This window comes from Vibrio sp. STUT-A16 (assembly GCF_026000495.1).
In the GTDB taxonomy this organism is placed as follows: Bacteria; Pseudomonadota; Gammaproteobacteria; order Enterobacterales; family Vibrionaceae; genus Vibrio; species Vibrio diabolicus.
In genome coordinates this window covers 151148-167665 of record NZ_AP026765.1, presented here as the reverse complement: position 1 = coordinate 167665, position 16518 = coordinate 151148, and the positions used below count along the sequence as shown (strand labels likewise).

At 46.5% G+C, this 16518-nt stretch carries 11 protein-coding genes, 8 tRNA genes and 4 rRNA genes; 3 read left to right on the top strand and 20 right to left on the bottom strand.

Going from position 1 to position 16518, the window contains the following annotated elements; genetic code table 11:
• Positions 1-13: 13 nt before the first annotated feature.
• The 10 genes from rplJ to OO778_RS00775 form a co-directional block, all read right to left on the bottom strand.
• Positions 14-508 carry a 50S ribosomal protein L10 gene (gene rplJ / locus OO778_RS00820; RefSeq protein WP_005397270.1) on the bottom strand — a complete coding sequence of 165 codons (495 nt, stop codon included), beginning with the start codon at positions 506-508 and terminating at the stop codon, positions 14-16.
• 293 nt (positions 509-801) lie between these two features.
• A complete protein-coding gene (gene rplA, locus OO778_RS00815) occupies positions 802-1503 on the bottom strand; it encodes a 50S ribosomal protein L1 (RefSeq protein ID WP_005384683.1) in 702 nt (233 codons plus the stop codon).
• 4 nt (positions 1504-1507) lie between these two features.
• A complete protein-coding gene (rplK, locus tag OO778_RS00810; RefSeq protein ID WP_005384682.1) occupies positions 1508-1936 on the bottom strand; it encodes a 50S ribosomal protein L11 in 429 nt (142 codons plus the stop codon).
• 164 nt (positions 1937-2100) lie between these two features.
• Positions 2101-2649 carry a transcription termination/antitermination protein NusG gene (nusG, locus tag OO778_RS00805; RefSeq protein WP_005384681.1) on the bottom strand — a complete coding sequence of 183 codons (549 nt, stop codon included), beginning with the start codon at positions 2647-2649 and terminating at the stop codon, positions 2101-2103.
• 13 nt (positions 2650-2662) lie between these two features.
• Positions 2663-3043 carry a preprotein translocase subunit SecE gene (gene secE, locus OO778_RS00800; protein WP_005397258.1) on the bottom strand — a complete coding sequence of 127 codons (381 nt, stop codon included), beginning with the start codon at positions 3041-3043 and terminating at the stop codon, positions 2663-2665.
• Positions 3044-3309: 266 nt separating this feature from the next.
• On the bottom strand, positions 3310-4494 hold the full coding sequence (gene tuf, locus OO778_RS00795) for an elongation factor Tu (RefSeq protein ID WP_012841309.1): 1185 nt from the start codon (positions 4492-4494) through the stop codon (positions 3310-3312).
• A 102-nt stretch (positions 4495-4596) separates the two neighbouring features.
• Positions 4597-4672, bottom strand: a tRNA-Thr gene (locus OO778_RS00790).
• A 13-nt stretch (positions 4673-4685) separates the two neighbouring features.
• Positions 4686-4760: transfer RNA gene (locus OO778_RS00785), tRNA-Gly, on the bottom strand.
• Positions 4761-4795: 35 nt separating this feature from the next.
• A tRNA-Tyr gene (locus OO778_RS00780) sits at positions 4796-4880 on the bottom strand.
• Positions 4881-4916: 36 nt separating this feature from the next.
• Positions 4917-4992, bottom strand: a tRNA-Thr gene (locus tag OO778_RS00775).
• A gap of 205 nt (positions 4993-5197) precedes the next feature.
• Between OO778_RS00775 and coaA the strand changes: the two genes are divergently transcribed.
• Positions 5198-6121, top strand: a complete 924-nt coding sequence (gene coaA, locus OO778_RS00770; RefSeq protein ID WP_005398335.1) for a type I pantothenate kinase — start codon at positions 5198-5200, stop codon at positions 6119-6121.
• Positions 6122-6128: 7 nt separating this feature from the next.
• Here coaA and birA read toward each other — a convergent pair whose 3' ends face one another.
• Both birA and murB read right to left on the bottom strand, forming a co-directional pair.
• Positions 6129-7094 (bottom strand): bifunctional biotin--[acetyl-CoA-carboxylase] ligase/biotin operon repressor BirA, encoded by a 966-nt coding sequence (gene birA, locus OO778_RS00765; RefSeq protein ID WP_053809528.1) that lies wholly within the window; start codon positions 7092-7094, stop codon positions 6129-6131.
• Positions 7091-8134: a UDP-N-acetylmuramate dehydrogenase gene (gene murB / locus OO778_RS00760; RefSeq protein ID WP_047010309.1), complete on the bottom strand. Its 1044-nt coding sequence runs from the start codon at positions 8132-8134 to the stop codon at positions 7091-7093. Before murB ends, birA begins: the two co-directional genes overlap by 4 nt.
• 101 nt (positions 8135-8235) lie before the next feature.
• Here murB and OO778_RS00755 point away from each other — a divergent pair, with 101 nt between their 5' ends.
• Complete coding sequence (locus OO778_RS00755; protein WP_031780708.1) at positions 8236-8667, top strand: GNAT family N-acetyltransferase; 432 nt, start codon at positions 8236-8238, stop codon at positions 8665-8667.
• Between the two features lie 71 nt (positions 8668-8738).
• Positions 8739-10079 (top strand): CDP-diacylglycerol--serine O-phosphatidyltransferase, encoded by a 1341-nt coding sequence (pssA, locus tag OO778_RS00750; protein ID WP_031780707.1) that lies wholly within the window; start codon positions 8739-8741, stop codon positions 10077-10079.
• Positions 10080-10555: 476 nt separating this feature from the next.
• On the opposite strand, the gene OO778_RS00745 is transcribed toward pssA, so the two are convergent.
• From OO778_RS00745 to rrf (OO778_RS00710), 8 genes are all read right to left on the bottom strand, one after another.
• Positions 10556-10632 (bottom strand) — tRNA-Asp (locus OO778_RS00745).
• Between the two features lie 46 nt (positions 10633-10678).
• Positions 10679-10795: ribosomal RNA gene (gene rrf, locus OO778_RS00740) — 5S ribosomal RNA — on the bottom strand.
• A 94-nt stretch (positions 10796-10889) separates the two neighbouring features.
• A 23S ribosomal RNA gene (locus OO778_RS00735) occupies positions 10890-13779 on the bottom strand.
• Positions 13780-14101: 322 nt separating this feature from the next.
• Positions 14102-14177 (bottom strand) — tRNA-Val (locus tag OO778_RS00730).
• A gap of 28 nt (positions 14178-14205) precedes the next feature.
• Positions 14206-14281 (bottom strand) — tRNA-Lys (locus OO778_RS00725).
• A 2-nt stretch (positions 14282-14283) separates the two neighbouring features.
• A tRNA-Glu gene (locus tag OO778_RS00720) sits at positions 14284-14359 on the bottom strand.
• Positions 14360-14449: 90 nt separating this feature from the next.
• Positions 14450-16002: ribosomal RNA gene (locus tag OO778_RS00715) — 16S ribosomal RNA — on the bottom strand.
• Positions 16003-16318: 316 nt separating this feature from the next.
• A 5S ribosomal RNA gene (gene rrf / locus OO778_RS00710) occupies positions 16319-16435 on the bottom strand.
• The 16S, 23S and 5S rRNA genes sit together here with 4 tRNA genes alongside, the layout of an rRNA operon.
• Positions 16436-16518: the final 83 nt, after the last annotated feature.

Below are 16518 nucleotides of genomic sequence, written 5' to 3'. Positions count from 1 at the left end.
TAAAAAGCAAGGCTTATGCCGCTGCTTCTTGTTTTTGATCGCGGATAGCTGCGATAGTACGCGCCAGCTTGCCAGCCGAAGCTTCTTTCATGCACATCATTAGGCGTGCAATTGCTTCGTCGTAAGTTGGTAGTGTTGCTAGTACTTCAGCGTCAGTTAAAGCGCCTTCATAAGCAGCAGCTTTGATCTCGAAATCTTTGTTCTCTTTAGCGAAGTCTTTGAAAAGACGCGCTGCAGCACCTGGGTGCTCATTAGAGAATGCGATTAGTGTAGGACCAGTGAAAGTGTCAGTTAGACACTCGTACTCAGTACCTTCAACCGCACGACGAGCAAGAGTGTTACGAACAACTCTCATGTAAACGCCAGCTTCACGAGCTTGTTTACGTAGAGAAGTCATCGCGCCAACTTGAACGCCACGAGAATCAGCTACAACTGCAGAAAGTGCACCACTGGCAGCTTCGTTGACTTCAGCAACAATTGCTTTTTTGTCTTGAAGGTTTAAAGCCATCTTGGATTTACTCCTGGTTGTCGTTACACCACTCACTATCATCACGACAGTGAGAGCTATTGAGGTGCTTCCCCAGAAGAAAGTTAACTATATTACATAGAGCTTTCTGTCAGTTCGGGCACCATCTACGTAGGATAATTAAGTTTGTTTTTACACAAACACCTACGGTCTTGGACGGAGACTGGGTCTTAATTCATTTCGAACTAGGAGACAGTTCAAAGAACCAAAGTTCAGCCCCAACCACAAATATTAGGCGCAAAATTATACACTAATTTTGCGCCTAAGCAAATAAATTATGCTTGAGTGTTCAGGCTAGCCTGATCAACAGCAACACCAGCACCCATAGTAGTAGAGATGCTTACTTTCTTCAGGAAAGTACCTTTCGCTGAAGATGGCTTAGCTTTCTTCAGAGCAACTAGAAGTGCTTCTAGGTTCTCTTTGATCTGCTCAGCAGAGAAGTTTGCTTTACCGATAGTAGTGTGGATGATGCCGTTTTTGTCGTTACGGTAACGAACCTGACCAGCTTTAGCGTTTTTAACTGCTTCAGCAACGTTAGGAGTTACAGTACCAACTTTAGGGTTTGGCATAAGACCGCGAGGACCTAGGATAGTACCTAGTTGACCTACAACGCGCATTGCATCTGGAGAAGCAACAACTACGTCAAAGTTCATTTCGCCTTTCTTAACTTGCTCAGCAAGATCTTCCATACCTACGATGTCTGCGCCAGCTTCTTTAGCTGCTTCCGCGTTAGCACCTTGAGTGAACACTGCAACGCGGATTTCGCGGCCAGTACCGTGAGGTAGTACAGTTGCACCACGTACGTTCTGGTCAGATTTACGAGCATCAATGCCTAGGTTAACAGCAACGTCTACAGACTCAACGAATTTCGCAGTCGCTAGTTCTTGAAGAAGAGCAACAGCTTCGTTGATTTCGTATTCTTTAGTTACGTCAACTTTTTCGCGGATTACGCGCATGCGCTTAGTTAGTTTTGCCATCTTATTAACCCTCTACCACTAGGCCCATTGAACGAGCAGTACCAGCGATAGAACGCTTCATCGCTTCGATGTCAGCACCAGTCATATCAGCAGCTTTAGTTTCTGCGATTTCTTGGATTTGAGCGTCAGTTACAGTACCAACTTTTTCAGTGTTTGGACGACCTGAACCAGACTTAACGCCAGCAGCTTTCTTAAGAAGAACTGCAGCAGGTGGAGTCTTAGTTACGAACGTGAAAGAACGGTCGCTGTATACTGTGATAACTACTGGAGTTGGTAGACCTTTCTCAATAGATTCTGTTTTTGCGTTGAACGCTTTACAGAATTCCATGATGTTCACACCGTGTTGACCTAGTGCAGGACCTACTGGTGGACTAGGGTTAGCCATACCAGCAGCAACTTGTAGCTTGATGTAAGCTTCAACTTTCTTAGCCATGATAATTCCTAAGTTTGGGTACAAACGCTAATCGCGGATCAGCTCCCCGTTTGTGTAAGAAACTTTTTACTTCACTTGAAGTAAAAAGGCGCGAAATTATAGTCATAATCCGCGCCTTATACAACCCTAAAAAGGTGATTTTTTATACTCTTTAACGGAGAGTCTTAGTCCAGCTTTTCAACCTGACCAAATTCAAGCTCAACTGGTGTCGCACGACCAAAGATCGAGACAGACACTTTCAGGCGGCTCTTCTCGTAATCCACTTCTTCAACAGTACCGTTGAAGTCAGCAAATGGACCTTCGTTAACACGTACCACTTCACCCGCTTCGTACATTGTACGTGGACGAGGCGCTTCACTCGCTTTCTCAAGACGATTAAGAATCGCGTCAGCCTCTTTATCCGTGATAGGTGCCGGACGGTCTGAGGTACCACCAATGAAGCCCATGACACGCGGCACACTGCGTACTAGGTGCCATGATTCATCGTTCATAATCATCTGAACAAGGACGTAACCTGGGAAGAACTTACGCTCAGATTTGCGACGCTGACCCGCGCGCATTTCCACTACTTCTTCAGTAGGAACCAGTACTTCACCGAATAGCTCTTCCATGCCGTGCATTTTGATATGCTCGCGCAGAGATTGAGCTACACGACCTTCAAATCCAGAGAAGGCTTGAACCACATACCAGCGTTTTTTTGGAGCTTCACTCATGAATAAAAACCCTCTATACCCCAGTTGCTAGAGCTACTAGACGAACCATAATTCCGTCAATACCCCATAGCACTAGAGCCATTACAATACTTACAGCTAAAACGATCAGTGTTGTTTGCATGGTTTCTTGGCGAGTAGGCCAAACAACTTTACGTACTTCCATACGCGATTCTTTTGCAAAACTGATCGCTGCTTTACCTTTAGTCGTTGTTGCTGCAACGCCTAAGGCAGCTGCAATAAGAACAACAACGCCTGCAGCACGAACCACTACAGACATTTCACCATACAGGTAATTACCCACAACAGCGGCAGCTGCCAATACGAAAGCGGCTAACCACTTAAACGTATCTGCTGCGTTTGAGCTATCAGGAGTTTCAGCATTATTTGCTTTCATAAAACCAACCTGTTACAAGTCTTAATATAGACGACAACAACCCCGCTGTTGCAGGGCAAACTCCATATCGCTGAAAAAATCAGCGTACTCTTCTTAAGATTAAGCATCTTTGCTTAATCTTGCTCTGCGCCCAACCCACTTCTGAACAAGAAAACAGCAAAAATAATGTTGAGTGCAGAAAAAGGGCATCAAATGATGCCCTTTTTGCTACTGGTTCGTCAAATCTAATTCAAGATTTTCCGAAAGCATCGCTAATTCGCTATGAATTAGTCGAAGATCTTAGCAACAACACCAGCACCTACTGTACGGCCACCTTCACGGATCGCGAAACGTAGACCTTCGTCCATTGCGATTGGTGCGATTAGCTCAACAGTCATCTGTACGTTGTCACCTGGCATTACCATTTCTACGCCTTCTGGTAGCTGGATGTCACCAGTTACGTCAGTTGTACGGAAGTAGAACTGTGGACGGTAACCTTTGAAGAATGGAGTGTGACGACCACCTTCATCTTTAGACAGTACGTATACTTCTGATTCGAACTTAGTGTGTGGAGTGATTGAACCAGGCTTCGCTAGTACTTGACCACGTTCAACTTCGTCACGCTTAGTACCACGTAGAAGTGCACCAACGTTCTCACCTGCACGGCCTTCGTCTAGAAGCTTACGGAACATCTCTACACCAGTACATGTTGTAGTAGTTGTTTCCTTGATACCTACGATAGCAACTTCGTCACCTACAGTTAGGATACCACGCTCGATACGACCAGTTACTACTGTACCACGACCTTGGATTGAGAATACGTCTTCGATAGGCATTAGGAATGGCTGATCTACCGCACGCTCTGGCTCAGGGATGTAAGTATCTAGAGCTTCAGCTAGTTCAACGATTTTCGCTTCCCACTGCTCTTCGCCGTTTAGTGCGCCTAGTGCAGAACCTTGGATAACTGGTAGGTCATCACCTGGGAAATCGTATTCAGATAGAAGTTCACGAACTTCCATTTCTACTAGTTCTAGTAGCTCTTCATCGTCAACCATGTCACATTTGTTCATGAATACGATGATGTATGGGATACCAACCTGACGGCCTAGTAGGATGTGCTCACGAGTTTGTGGCATTGGGCCATCTGTCGCAGCAACAACTAGGATACCACCGTCCATCTGTGCAGCACCAGTGATCATGTTTTTAACGTAGTCCGCGTGTCCTGGACAGTCAACGTGTGCGTAATGACGAGTTGGAGTGTCGTACTCAACGTGAGAAGTTGCGATTGTGATACCGCGCTCACGCTCTTCTGGAGCGTTATCGATAGATGCGAAGTCTTTAGCTACACCGCCGTAAACTTTAGCAAGAGTAGTACAGATAGCTGCAGTTAGAGTTGTTTTACCGTGGTCAACGTGGCCGATAGTACCAACGTTAACGTGCGGTTTCGTACGTTCAAATTTTTCTTTAGACATGAGTGGTCCCTCTAGGTACGGATTTAGGTGGCCCAAATTGACCACGCAACCAAAAAAAGATAATTGGTAAATCTAATATCAAAAGGAAATAAACTTGAGAGCTGGTGCTGATAGGCAGACTCGAACTGCCGACCTCATCCTTACCAAGGATGCGCTCTACCACCTGAGCTATATCAGCACTCAAATTAGAGTGGAGCGGGCAGCGGGAATCGAACCCGCATCATCAGCTTGGAAGGCTGAGGTAATAGCCATTATACGATGCCCGCAACACGTAACTCTGAGAGCTATTTCCTAAAGAATATGGTGGAGGGGGACGGATTCGAACCATCGAAGGCAGTGCCGGCAGATTTACAGTCTGCTCCCTTTGGCCACTCGGGAACCCCTCCAAATTTTCAAGCCATTCAGACTACTAAAGGAAAGAATGGTGCCGACTACCGGAATCGAACTGGTGACCTACTGATTACAAGTCAGTTGCTCTACCTACTGAGCTAAGTCGGCATAAGTGGTGCGCATTCTATTGAATGATTTTCGAGGTTGCAATAGTAATTTTAAAAAAAATCATAAAATTCGATTTTTTAGATTCGTTTGCTGCAAATTCGTACAAACTTGGCTTTTTTAAAGTAAACTTCGACCTTTGTCGTTTGCTTTGAAGTTCGCTTGATGTATGTTCTTGCTTCTACTAAACCAAGGATAAAAGAGACCCATGAGTCCATTTTTGTCATTTGACCGTGCAAACTGGGCCGAGTTAAGAAACTCTGTACCGATGACACTTTCTGAAGACGACTTGACTGCGCTTCAGGGCATTAATGAAAACCTAACCATGGAGGAAGCGGTAGAAATCTACCTTCCTTTGTCTCGTCTTTTGAATCTGTACGTCCAAGCCCGTCAAAGCCGCAACTCTGTATTACAACAATTCTTGAATACGGAAGAACATGCCCCTCCTTTTGTGATTGGTATCGCCGGCAGTGTCGCTGTAGGCAAAAGTACGACAGCTCGTATTCTGACCGCATTGCTTTCTCGTTGGGAGAATCATCCCAAAGTGTCCTTGGTCACTACAGATGGCTTTCTATATCCGAAAAAGGTACTAGAAGAACGCGGTATCATGCATCGTAAAGGGTTTCCTGAGTCCTATGATATCAAACGTTTAGTTGAGTTTATGTCTGACGTTAAAGCGGGTAAGCCGGATCTTGAAGTACCTATTTACTCCCACATCACGTATGACATTACGGACGAACTAAGAAAAGTTGATAGACCGGATGTTCTTATCATTGAAGGTTTAAACGTTCTACAAAGTGGAATGGATTATCCGCATGATCCACATCGCGTCTTTGTCTCTGATTTTTTGGATTTTTCGATCTATGTCGATGCTGAAACAGAGACAATTGAACAGTGGTATGTGGAACGATTTTTAAAGTTTCGCCAAGGGGCTTTTACTAAACCCGGTTCTTATTTTAGTCACTACACGCAACTGTCAGTCGATGAAGCAAAGCAAAAAGCGAAACAAATTTGGCATGATATTAATGGGCTCAACTTGGAGCTAAATATTCTTCCCACCCGAGAAAGAGCCCATTTGATTCTACACAAAGGCGTCAACCACTTGGTTGATAAGGTGTCTTTACGAAAGTAATTGAACGTCAATCGCTTTTACGCAACGAGATTTCCCCACCAATGTAAGTCTCTAGCCCTTGCGAGGTTTCGAGTAATATCCCGCCTTGATGATCGATGCCGCGTACGACGCCGTGCACCTCTCTAGGTCCGATGAGCAGCTTGACTTGACGATTGAGAAAGTTATCTAATCGATTCCAACGTTCGACAAAGCTGGTAAGCCCTTTCAGTTCATACTCGATAAGTGCGGAATTCCAATGCTTGATAAGCGTCGTCGCTAGGACATTTCTATCGATCACGAGACTCTCGTTTACCTGATTCAATGTTGTCCATGGTTGATCAATCTCAGGTTGCTCATCAGGCATTCCAATATTGAGCCCCATCCCAATCACAAGATGAGCAGCACCACCGGCCTGCCCTGACATCTCCACTAAGATTCCTGCCAGTTTTTTATCTTGATAATACAGGTCATTTGGCCACTTGAGTTTAACGCCTTGTATGCCCATTTCTTCTAGTGCTTCCACTGCGGCAATACCAATAACAAGGCTTAAGCCCATTGCCGCGGCCATTCCCGCATCTAATCGCCAGTACATGGATAGGTATAAGTTAGAGCCAAATGGAGAGATCCATTGTCTACCGCGGCGACCACGTCCTTGTGCTTGATACTCAGCTATACAAACACGGCCCTTTTCTGACTCTGCAACTCTATCAAGCAAATACTGGTTGGTTGAGTTAATCACAGGAACAAGCTCAACAAGTGACTCCGCACTAGCAGTAAGGAGAGCTTCATCTAGCAACTGCAATGGTGATGCCAACTGGTAACCGCGCCCTTGCACTCGATAAATATCAATGCCCCACTCACTAAGACCTTTAATATGCTTAGCTATTGCCGCTCTGGATACATTCAGGGCTTCGCCCAGCGCCTCTCCAGAATGAAACTCGCCGTTACTTAATGACTTTAAGATATGAAGTTTCGTAGAGTGATCTTTTCTCATCTTAACGCCTCGATCTGAGCCAGGTTGGTTTCCCCGGTACGGTTCAGAAATCGAACTTCATGCTCAAGTTCTATTTGGTATTTATCCCACACTGCCTGCTTCACTAGGGAAGCAAGTGCGACAACATCATCGGCACTGCAGTTGTCCATGTTGGTCAAAACCAAGGCTTGCATAGGGTTGACCTGTGCACCATGCACAGACTTCCCCTTTAATCCGCACTGATCAATCAGCCAACCAGCCGCGACTTTCATTCCGCCAGGAGTTGGATAGGCCACGATATTAGTATGTTGCTTCATGAGCCGATCATAATGATCTTGAGTGATCACTGGGTTTTTAAAGAAACTCCCTGCGTTACCTACCTTGACTGGATCCGGCAGTTTCTCCGTTCGCACTTGGCAAACTCGCTCGAAGATTGTTGCTGGGCTAAGTTGTTCTTCCGGAATATCTTTTAAAGGACCATATTGATTAATCGGCTGCCATTGTTTAGCCAGCTTAAGCCCTAGTGCGGTAATAAAGCACTTTTCATGCAAAGCGTGTTTAAAAATGGAGTCTCGGTAGCCAAATTCACAGTCTCTGGCGCTCATTCTTCTATTTTCAAACGTAGTTAGATCAAGAACATCCACGTAGTCACAAATGTCTTTTAGCTCTAGCCCATAGGCTCCAATGTTTTGAATAGGAGCCGAGCCTGCACAGCCAGGGATCAGGGCTAGGTTTTCTAACCCACCAATTCCCTGACTCACACACCAGGAAACCAATTCAGGCCAGTCTTCACCACCTGCAATATGCAATAGGTATTGGTCATCCGTTTCCGTCACATTTTTACCCATGATTCGATTAACGATCACTAACCCGTCAAAATGCTCAGTGAAAAGAACATTACTTCCTTTACCTAAAAAAAGTTTCGGTAAATGGGTGAATCTCGGGTCTTGAAATAGTTGGGTAACCTCCTCGAGCGACTCGATGGTCGCTAAATAGGAACACGACTGTTCAATCCCAAAAGTATGGTAAGCCTTAAGGCTTGCATTTGTTTTAATTTGCATAGTAGGTTTGCAACGTCAGATAAGATTCTCTTAAACTGTCGACATTCTACATTAGTTATCTTTTAACCGCAGTGACAATACCTGACTCATTAATCATAGAAGTGTTAAATCCTATCAAGCTCCCTCTCATTAAGAGGTTGTACAAAGCGCATTACCCTTCGGGTCGAGCAAAAAAGGATGAACTGATCATTACTGCGAGCCATAAAGGTGAAATCGTTGCGTTACTACGCTTAAAAACCGTAGATAGATCTCGATTGCTGACGGGAATGCTGGTCATTCCAACACTTAGGGGAACTGGCATTGGAAAAGAACTACTAACTCATTGTAAAAACAATGTTTTCACTGATGGCGATTATTGCTTCGCGTTTACACATCTCGAATCCTATTATTCCAAGCATGGATTCAAAACCATTGATTGCTCTGAGCTACCACACCCGTTAAAAATGGCATTTCAACGCTATGTAGATAGCGGTAAAGATCTCATTCCAATGCAATTCATCTCTTCAACGACATCAAAACGCGCGCTTTTGTAGCCAGGCAAATCATATCTTTGATAAAATGGCAGGTTCGCAATATTGCACTAAACTAAGGTACTCATACCGATATGATAGTAAGTAGGAATCCATTCGAACAGTTGCCAAGTCTCGCTGTCAATCCGGAAGACTTTGATGTTCTGTATTCAGCAGAATCATTCAGGACTCGTCTTTTGGATGCAATCAGCAAAGCAACGTCGCGAATTTACCTAGTCGCTCTATATCTGGAAGATGATGAAGCTGGACGTGAAATTCTCACTGCGCTTTATGAAGCGAAACAGCGCAATCCTGGGTTGGACATCAATATCTGTGTCGACTGGCATCGAGCGCAGCGTGGCCTGATTGGTGCGGAAACATCTGAGGGTAATTCTGCGCTTTACAAAGCGTATGCCAATAAGTACCAACACCCGATCCCTGTCTATGGCATACCTGTGCGTGGCAGAGAGGTTTTTGGGGTACTGCATTTAAAAGGCTTTATTGTCGATGATACTGTCATCTACAGCGGGGCAAGCTTAAATAACGTTTATCTGCACTATCACGAACGCTATCGCTTTGATCGTTACCATGTGATTCGACATGAGTCTTTAGCTAATTCAATGGTGCAATTCATTCAGGAAGAGATGATTGCTCACCCAGCTGTCAATGATCTTGCTGGAAAAGATAAGCCAGAAACCAAAGAAATTAAGTCGGCGATTCGTCAACTGAGAGCTTCACTTGCTCAAGCTAATTATCAGTTTGAAGACCAACCAGCAACAGAAGAAAGTGTAAAAATCACCCCGCTAGTTGGTCTAGGCAAACGCCGTAATCTACTCAATCAACAGATTGTAAAGTTACTAGCGGCCGCCCAAAACGAAATCTTTATCTGTACGCCTTACTTTAACTTCCCTAAAGCGCTGCATCGTGAAGTGAAGCGAGCTATGAAACGCGGTGTGAAAGTAACTATTGTTGTGGGCGACAAGACAGCAAACGACTTTTATATTGCCCCTGAGGAAGACTTTAAAACCATTGGCGGACTTCCATATCTGTATGAAGTAAACCTACGCCGCTTTGCGAAAGCAAATGAAGCGAATATCGCTGCGCGTAAACTGTCAATTCACCTCTGGAAGCATGACAATAATAGCTTCCATCTCAAAGGCATTTGGGTTGATAAACGCTATATGCTACTGACGGGGAATAACTTAAATCCTCGGGCTTGGTCACTTGATCTAGAAAATGGACTTCTCATCCAAGACAATTATGCGAAACTCACTGATAAGTTCGAAGATGAGGTTTCGCGTATCCTTGAGCATACCCACCTTATCTGTACTTATAAACAGTTAGAAAAAGTGGAAGATTATCCGATAGGGGTGCAGCGGTTAGTAAGAAAAATAACCCGCCTAAAAGCAGATGGGGTTTTAAAACGCATCCTGTAAGCATAATTAACTTCAAAGCTCAGCATTTTCCTGCTGGGCTTTTTTATTATTCCTAGCTCCAACAGCTTAATACTCTATTAGACCTCTATATTAGTAGACTTCAGTAAATAAGCTTGCGAGACGCAACGTAACCCCAAACGCAACAACCTAGAATCTAGAAAGGCAATACATGCGTAAGTGGCTAGGTGCTTAATAACTCAGTCTTCCGATCTTACTCTTTCTTACACTACGCTAGTGAATAAGCTTTCTAACACGTAAGTCAGCACAGGGGCTCAAAACTAGTCCTCGATACTGGGACCCGGTTCAGTAGAAACCGCACAGAGTTGCGCATCAACTCGTCATGGCAGGGCTTAGAAAGTATCGCGAGAGAAGAGCCTGCCTCTCGATGCAAGGTTTCAATATGGAAATGGGGTTAAGGTAAGTCGGGTAACCAAAACGAAAAAAGCCCCAGTCTTTCGACAGAGGCTTAATATAAGTGGCGGAGTGGACGGGACTCGAACCCGCGACCCCCGGCGTGACAGGCCGGTATTCTAACCAACTGAACTACCACTCCGCAGTGGTATCACTCGCTTGTAATCAGCAAGTGTCCAAAATTTAAAGCCTGGCGATGTCCTACTCTCACATGGGGAAGCCCCACACTACCATCGGCGCTATTTCGTTTCACTTCTGAGTTCGGCATGGAAATCAGGTGGGTCCAAAACGCTATGGTCGCCAAGCAAATTCTTTAATTCGGAAAGCTGTTTTTTTAATTCTCGTTCTTACACATTCAATGTTCTTTCATTGAGTCCATCAAAACCCCTTGGGTGTTGTATGGTTAAGCCTCACGGGCAATTAGTACAGGTTAGCTCAACGCCTCACAACGCTTACACACCCTGCCTATCAACGTCGTAGTCTACGACAACCCTTTAGGATACTTAAAGTATCAGGGAGAACTCATCTCAAGGCTCGCTTCCCGCTTAGATGCTTTCAGCGGTTATCGATCCCGAACTTAGCTACCGGGCAATGCGTCTGGCGACACAACCCGAACACCAGAGGTTCGTCCACTCCGGTCCTCTCGTACTAGGAGCAGCCCCTTTCAATTCTCCAACGCCCACGGCAGATAGGGACCGAACTGTCTCACGACGTTCTAAACCCAGCTCGCGTACCACTTTAAATGGCGAACAGCCATACCCTTGGGACCGACTTCAGCCCCAGGATGTGATGAGCCGACATCGAGGTGCCAAACACCGCCGTCGATATGAACTCTTGGGCGGTATCAGCCTGTTATCCCCGGAGTACCTTTTATCCGTTGAGCGATGGCCCTTCCATTCAGAACCACCGGATCACTATGACCTGCTTTCGCACCTGCTCGAATTGTCATTCTCGCAGTCAAGCGGGCTTATGCCATTGCACTAACCTCACGATGTCCAACCGTGATTAGCCCACCTTCGTGCTCCTCCGTTACGCTTTGGGAGGAGACCGCCCCAGTCAAACTACCCACCAGGCACTGTCCGCAACCCCGATGAGGGGTCGACGTTAGAACATCAACACTACAAGGGTGGTATTTCAAGGACGGCTCCACGCAATCTAGCGACTGCGCTTCAAAGCCTCCCACCTATCCTACACATGTAGGGTCAATGTTCAGTGCCAAGCTGTAGTAAAGGTTCACGGGGTCTTTCCGTCTAGCCGCGGGTACACTGCATCTTCACAGCGATTTCAATTTCACTGAGTCTCGGGTGGAGACAGCGTGGCCATCATTACGCCATTCGTGCAGGTCGGAACTTACCCGACAAGGAATTTCGCTACCTTAGGACCGTTATAGTTACGGCCGCCGTTTACCGGGGCTTCGATCAAGAGCTTCGACCGAAGTCTAACCCCATCAATTAACCTTCCGGCACCGGGCAGGCGTCACACCGTATACGTCATCTTGCGATTTTGCACAGTGCTGTGTTTTTAATAAACAGTTGCAGCCACCTGGTATCTGCGACTCTCAATAGCTCCATCCGCGAGGGACTTCACCGTCGAGAGCGTACCTTCTCCCGAAGTTACGGTACCATTTTGCCTAGTTCCTTCACCCGAGTTCTCTCAAGCGCCTTGGTATTCTCTACCCGACCACCTGTGTCGGTTTGGGGTACGATTCCTTACAATCTGAAGCTTAGAGGCTTTTCCTGGAAGCATGGCATCAATGACTTCACACCCGTAGGTGCTCGACGTCGTGTCTCAGCCTTAAGAAGAGCCGGATTTACCTAACTCTTCAGCCTACGCACTTGAACCTGGACAACCGTCGCCAGGCCCACCTAGCCTTCTCCGTCCCCCCATCGCAATTGTAAGAAGTACGGGAATATTAACCCGTTTCCCATCGACTACGCCTTTCGGCCTCGCCTTAGGGGTCGACTTACCCTGCCCCGATTAACGTTGGACAGGAACCCTTGGTCTTCCGGCGAGGAGGTTTTTCACCCCCTTTATCGTTACTCATGTCAGCATTCGCACTTCTGATACGTCCAGCATGCGTTACCACACACCTTCAACCGCTTACAGAACGCTCCCCTACCCAATACTCAAAGAGTATTGCCGCAGCTTCGGTTTACTACTTAGCCCCGTTACATCTTCCGCGCAGGCCGACTCGACCAGTGAGCTATTACGCTTTCTTTAAATGATGGCTGCTTCTAAGCCAACATCCTGGCTGTCTGAGCCTTCCCACATCGTTTCCCACTTAGTAGTAATTTGGGACCTTAGCTGGCGGTCTGGGTTGTTTCCCTCTCCACGACGGACGTTAGCACCCGCCGTGTGTCTCCCGGATAGTACTTACTGGTATTCGGAGTTTGCAAAGGGTTGGTAAGTCGGGATGACCCCCTAGCCTTAACAGTGCTCTACCCCCAGTAGTATTCGTCCGAGGCGCTACCTAAATAGCTTTCGGGGAGAACCAGCTATCTCCAGGTTTGATTGGCCTTTCACCCCTAGCCACAAGTCATCCGCTAATTTTTCAACATTAGTCGGTTCGGTCCTCCAGTTGATGTTACTCAACCTTCAACCTGCCCATGGCTAGATCACCTGGTTTCGGGTCTATATCCAGAGACTGAACGCCCAGTTAAGACTCGGTTTCCCTACGGCTCCCCTAGATGGTTAACCTTGCCACTGAATATAAGTCGCTGACCCATTATACAAAAGGTACGCAGTCACAGGACAAAGCCTGCTCCTACTGCTTGTACGTACACGGTTTCAGGTTCTATTTCACTCCCCTCACAGGGGTTCTTTTCGCCTTTCCCTCACGGTACTGGTTCACTATCGGTCAGTCAGTAGTATTTAGCCTTGGAGGATGGTCCCCCCATATTCAGACAGGATATCACGTGTCCCGCCCTACTCGATTTCACTGAATATGCGTCGTCAGTTACGGGGCTATCACCCTGTATCGCCAAGCTTTCCAGCTTGTTCACCTAACGCCTATAAAGCTTAAGGGCTAGTCCAATTTCGCTCGCCGCTACTTTCGGAATCTCGGTTGATTTCTTTTCCTCGGGGTACTTAGATGTTTCAGTTCCCCCGGTTCGCCTCGTTATGCTATGTATTCACATAACGATACTTACTTATGTAAGTGGGTTTCCCCATTCGGAAATCCCAGACTCAAGTGGTTTTTACTACCTAATCTGGGCTTATCGCAAGTTAATACGTCCTTCATCGCCTCTGACTGCCAAGGCATCCACCGTGTACGCTTAGTCACTTAACCATACAACCCGAAGGAGTTTCGAGTTGATAATCAAATCACCAAAGTTGTCTCTCATTATTTGAATGAGCGAGAGACATTCGATTTTGCCGGACTCAAATTCCAAGAACACTTGAATGTGTTTTTAGTTGTATTCATAAATGAATACTTTGAGAACTTTACAAACAACAATAAATTGTTGTTTTGTCAGCTTTCCAAATTGTTAAAGAGCTATGTTTCTTCACAAGGAAGTTACATTTTCTAAAGACTTTCAGAGTCAAAAATGCCAACCAGTATCAATTGCTTGTTCTGGTTTGGACGTTTTATTCCAAAAATACTTAGAGAATGGTGGGCGATACCGGGCTCGAACCAGTGACCCCCTGCTTGTAAGGCAGGTGCTCTCCCAACTGAGCTAATCGCCCACATTATTTTGATTTCCGTGGAAGGAAATGGTGGGTCGTGCAGGATTCGAACCTGCGACCAATTGATTAAAAGTCAACTGCTCTACCAACTGAGCTAACGACCCAATGGTATCCCGTAGGGGAGTCGAACCCCTGTTACCGCCGTGAAAGGGCGGTGTCCTAGGCCTCTAGACGAACGGGACACTAAGTTGAACATCTTGGGGGATGTTCTATCTCTTAAACTTCATAAACCGTATCAATCTGTGTGAACACTCATCGCAATAATCATCGTATAAGGAGGTGATCCAGCGCCAGGTTCCCCTAGCGCTACCTTGTTACGACTTCACCCCAGTCATGAACCACAAAGTGGTAAGCGTCCCCCCGAAGGTTAAACTACCTACTTCTTTTGCAGCCCACTCCCATGGTGTGACGGGCGGTGTGTACAAGGCCCGGGAACGTATTCACCGTGGCATTCTGATCCACGATTACTAGCGATTCCGACTTCATGGAGTCGAGTTGCAGACTCCAATCCGGACTACGACGCACTTTTTGGGATTCGCTCACTTTCGCAAGTTGGCCGCCCTCTGTATGCGCCATTGTAGCACGTGTGTAGCCCTACTCGTAAGGGCCATGATGACTTGACGTCGTCCCCACCTTCCTCCGGTTTATCACCGGCAGTCTCCCTGGAGTTCCCGACATTACTCGCTGGCAAACAAGGATAAGGGTTGCGCTCGTTGCGGGACTTAACCCAACATTTCACAACACGAGCTGACGACAGCCATGCAGCACCTGTCTCAGAGTTCCCGAAGGCACCAATCCATCTCTGGAAAGTTCTCTGGATGTCAAGAGTAGGTAAGGTTCTTCGCGTTGCATCGAATTAAACCACATGCTCCACCGCTTGTGCGGGCCCCCGTCAATTCATTTGAGTTTTAATCTTGCGACCGTACTCCCCAGGCGGTCTACTTAACGCGTTAGCTCCGAAAGCCACGGCTCAAGGCCACAACCTCCAAGTAGACATCGTTTACGGCGTGGACTACCAGGGTATCTAATCCTGTTTGCTCCCCACGCTTTCGCATCTGAGTGTCAGTATCTGTCCAGGGGGCCGCCTTCGCCACCGGTATTCCTTCAGATCTCTACGCATTTCACCGCTACACCTGAAATTCTACCCCCCTCTACAGTACTCTAGTCTGCCAGTTTCAAATGCTATTCCGAGGTTGAGCCCCGGGCTTTCACATCTGACTTAACAAACCACCTGCATGCGCTTTACGCCCAGTAATTCCGATTAACGCTCGCACCCTCCGTATTACCGCGGCTGCTGGCACGGAGTTAGCCGGTGCTTCTTCTGTCGCTAACGTCAAACAACGCCGCTATTAACGACGCCGCCTTCCTCACGACTGAAAGTACTTTACAACCCGAAGGCCTTCTTCATACACGCGGCATGGCTGCATCAGGCTTGCGCCCATTGTGCAATATTCCCCACTGCTGCCTCCCGTAGGAGTCTGGACCGTGTCTCAGTTCCAGTGTGGCTGATCATCCTCTCAGACCAGCTAGGGATCGTCGCCTTGGTGAGCCCTTACCTCACCAACTAGCTAATCCCACCTAGGCATATCCTGACGCGAGAGGCCCGAAGGTCCCCCTCTTTGGCCCGTAGGCATCATGCGGTATTAGCCATCGTTTCCAATGGTTATCCCCCACATCAGGGCAATTTCCTAGGCATTACTCACCCGTCCGCCGCTCGACGCCGTTATCGTTCCCCGAAAGTTCAGATAACTCGTTTCCGCTCGACTTGCATGTGTTAGGCCTGCCGCCAGCGTTCAATCTGAGCCATGATCAAACTCTTCAATTTAAGATTTTGTTCGGCTCAATGAATACTGAACATTACATAATGTAATGTTTGAATTGACTGTGCTGAATCCGAAGATTCAATGGTCACTTCGTTTCATTGAAACCTAATTTGAAACCGAAGTTTCTAATTGGATTATCATCAACGAGTGCCCACACAGATTGATAGGTTTATATTTTTAAAGAGCTTGGCTTTCAGTGCCTTAGCACTTAAGCGAGTTGCGTATAATACGCTTTCCACTTTGAAAGTCAACATAAAACTCTAAAAAGATTAGAACTTTATGGTGACTTGCTTAAATCTCAAGCAAGTGCAAAATAAAGCCTGGCGATGTCCTACTCTCACATGGGGAAGCCCCACACTACCATCGGCGCTATTTCGTTTCACTTCTGAGTTCGGCATGGAAATCAGGTGGGTCCAAAACGCTATGGTCGCCAAGCAAATTCTTTAATTCGGAAAGCTGTTTTTTTAATTCTCGTTCTTACACATTCAATGTTCTTTCATTGAGTCCTGGTTACCCAA

Coding starts and splice junctions, on each gene's coding strand:
- rplJ (WP_005397270.1), bottom strand. CDS start 508: ATGGCTTTAAACCTTCAAGACAAAAAAGCAATTGTTGCTGAAGTCAAC.
- rplA (WP_005384683.1), bottom strand. CDS start 1,503: ATGGCAAAACTAACTAAGCGCATGCGCGTAATCCGCGAAAAAGTTGAC.
- rplK (WP_005384682.1), bottom strand. CDS start 1,936: ATGGCTAAGAAAGTTGAAGCTTACATCAAGCTACAAGTTGCTGCTGGT.
- nusG (WP_005384681.1), bottom strand. CDS start 2,649: ATGAGTGAAGCTCCAAAAAAACGCTGGTATGTGGTTCAAGCCTTCTCT.
- secE (WP_005397258.1), bottom strand. CDS start 3,043: ATGAAAGCAAATAATGCTGAAACTCCTGATAGCTCAAACGCAGCAGAT.
- tuf (WP_012841309.1), bottom strand. CDS start 4,494: ATGTCTAAAGAAAAATTTGAACGTACGAAACCGCACGTTAACGTTGGT.
- coaA (WP_005398335.1), top strand. CDS start 5,198: ATGAGTCCATTTTTGTCATTTGACCGTGCAAACTGGGCCGAGTTAAGA.
- birA (WP_053809528.1), bottom strand. CDS start 7,094: ATGAGAAAAGATCACTCTACGAAACTTCATATCTTAAAGTCATTAAGT.
- murB (WP_047010309.1), bottom strand. CDS start 8,134: ATGCAAATTAAAACAAATGCAAGCCTTAAGGCTTACCATACTTTTGGG.
- pssA (WP_031780707.1), top strand. CDS start 8,739: ATGATAGTAAGTAGGAATCCATTCGAACAGTTGCCAAGTCTCGCTGTC.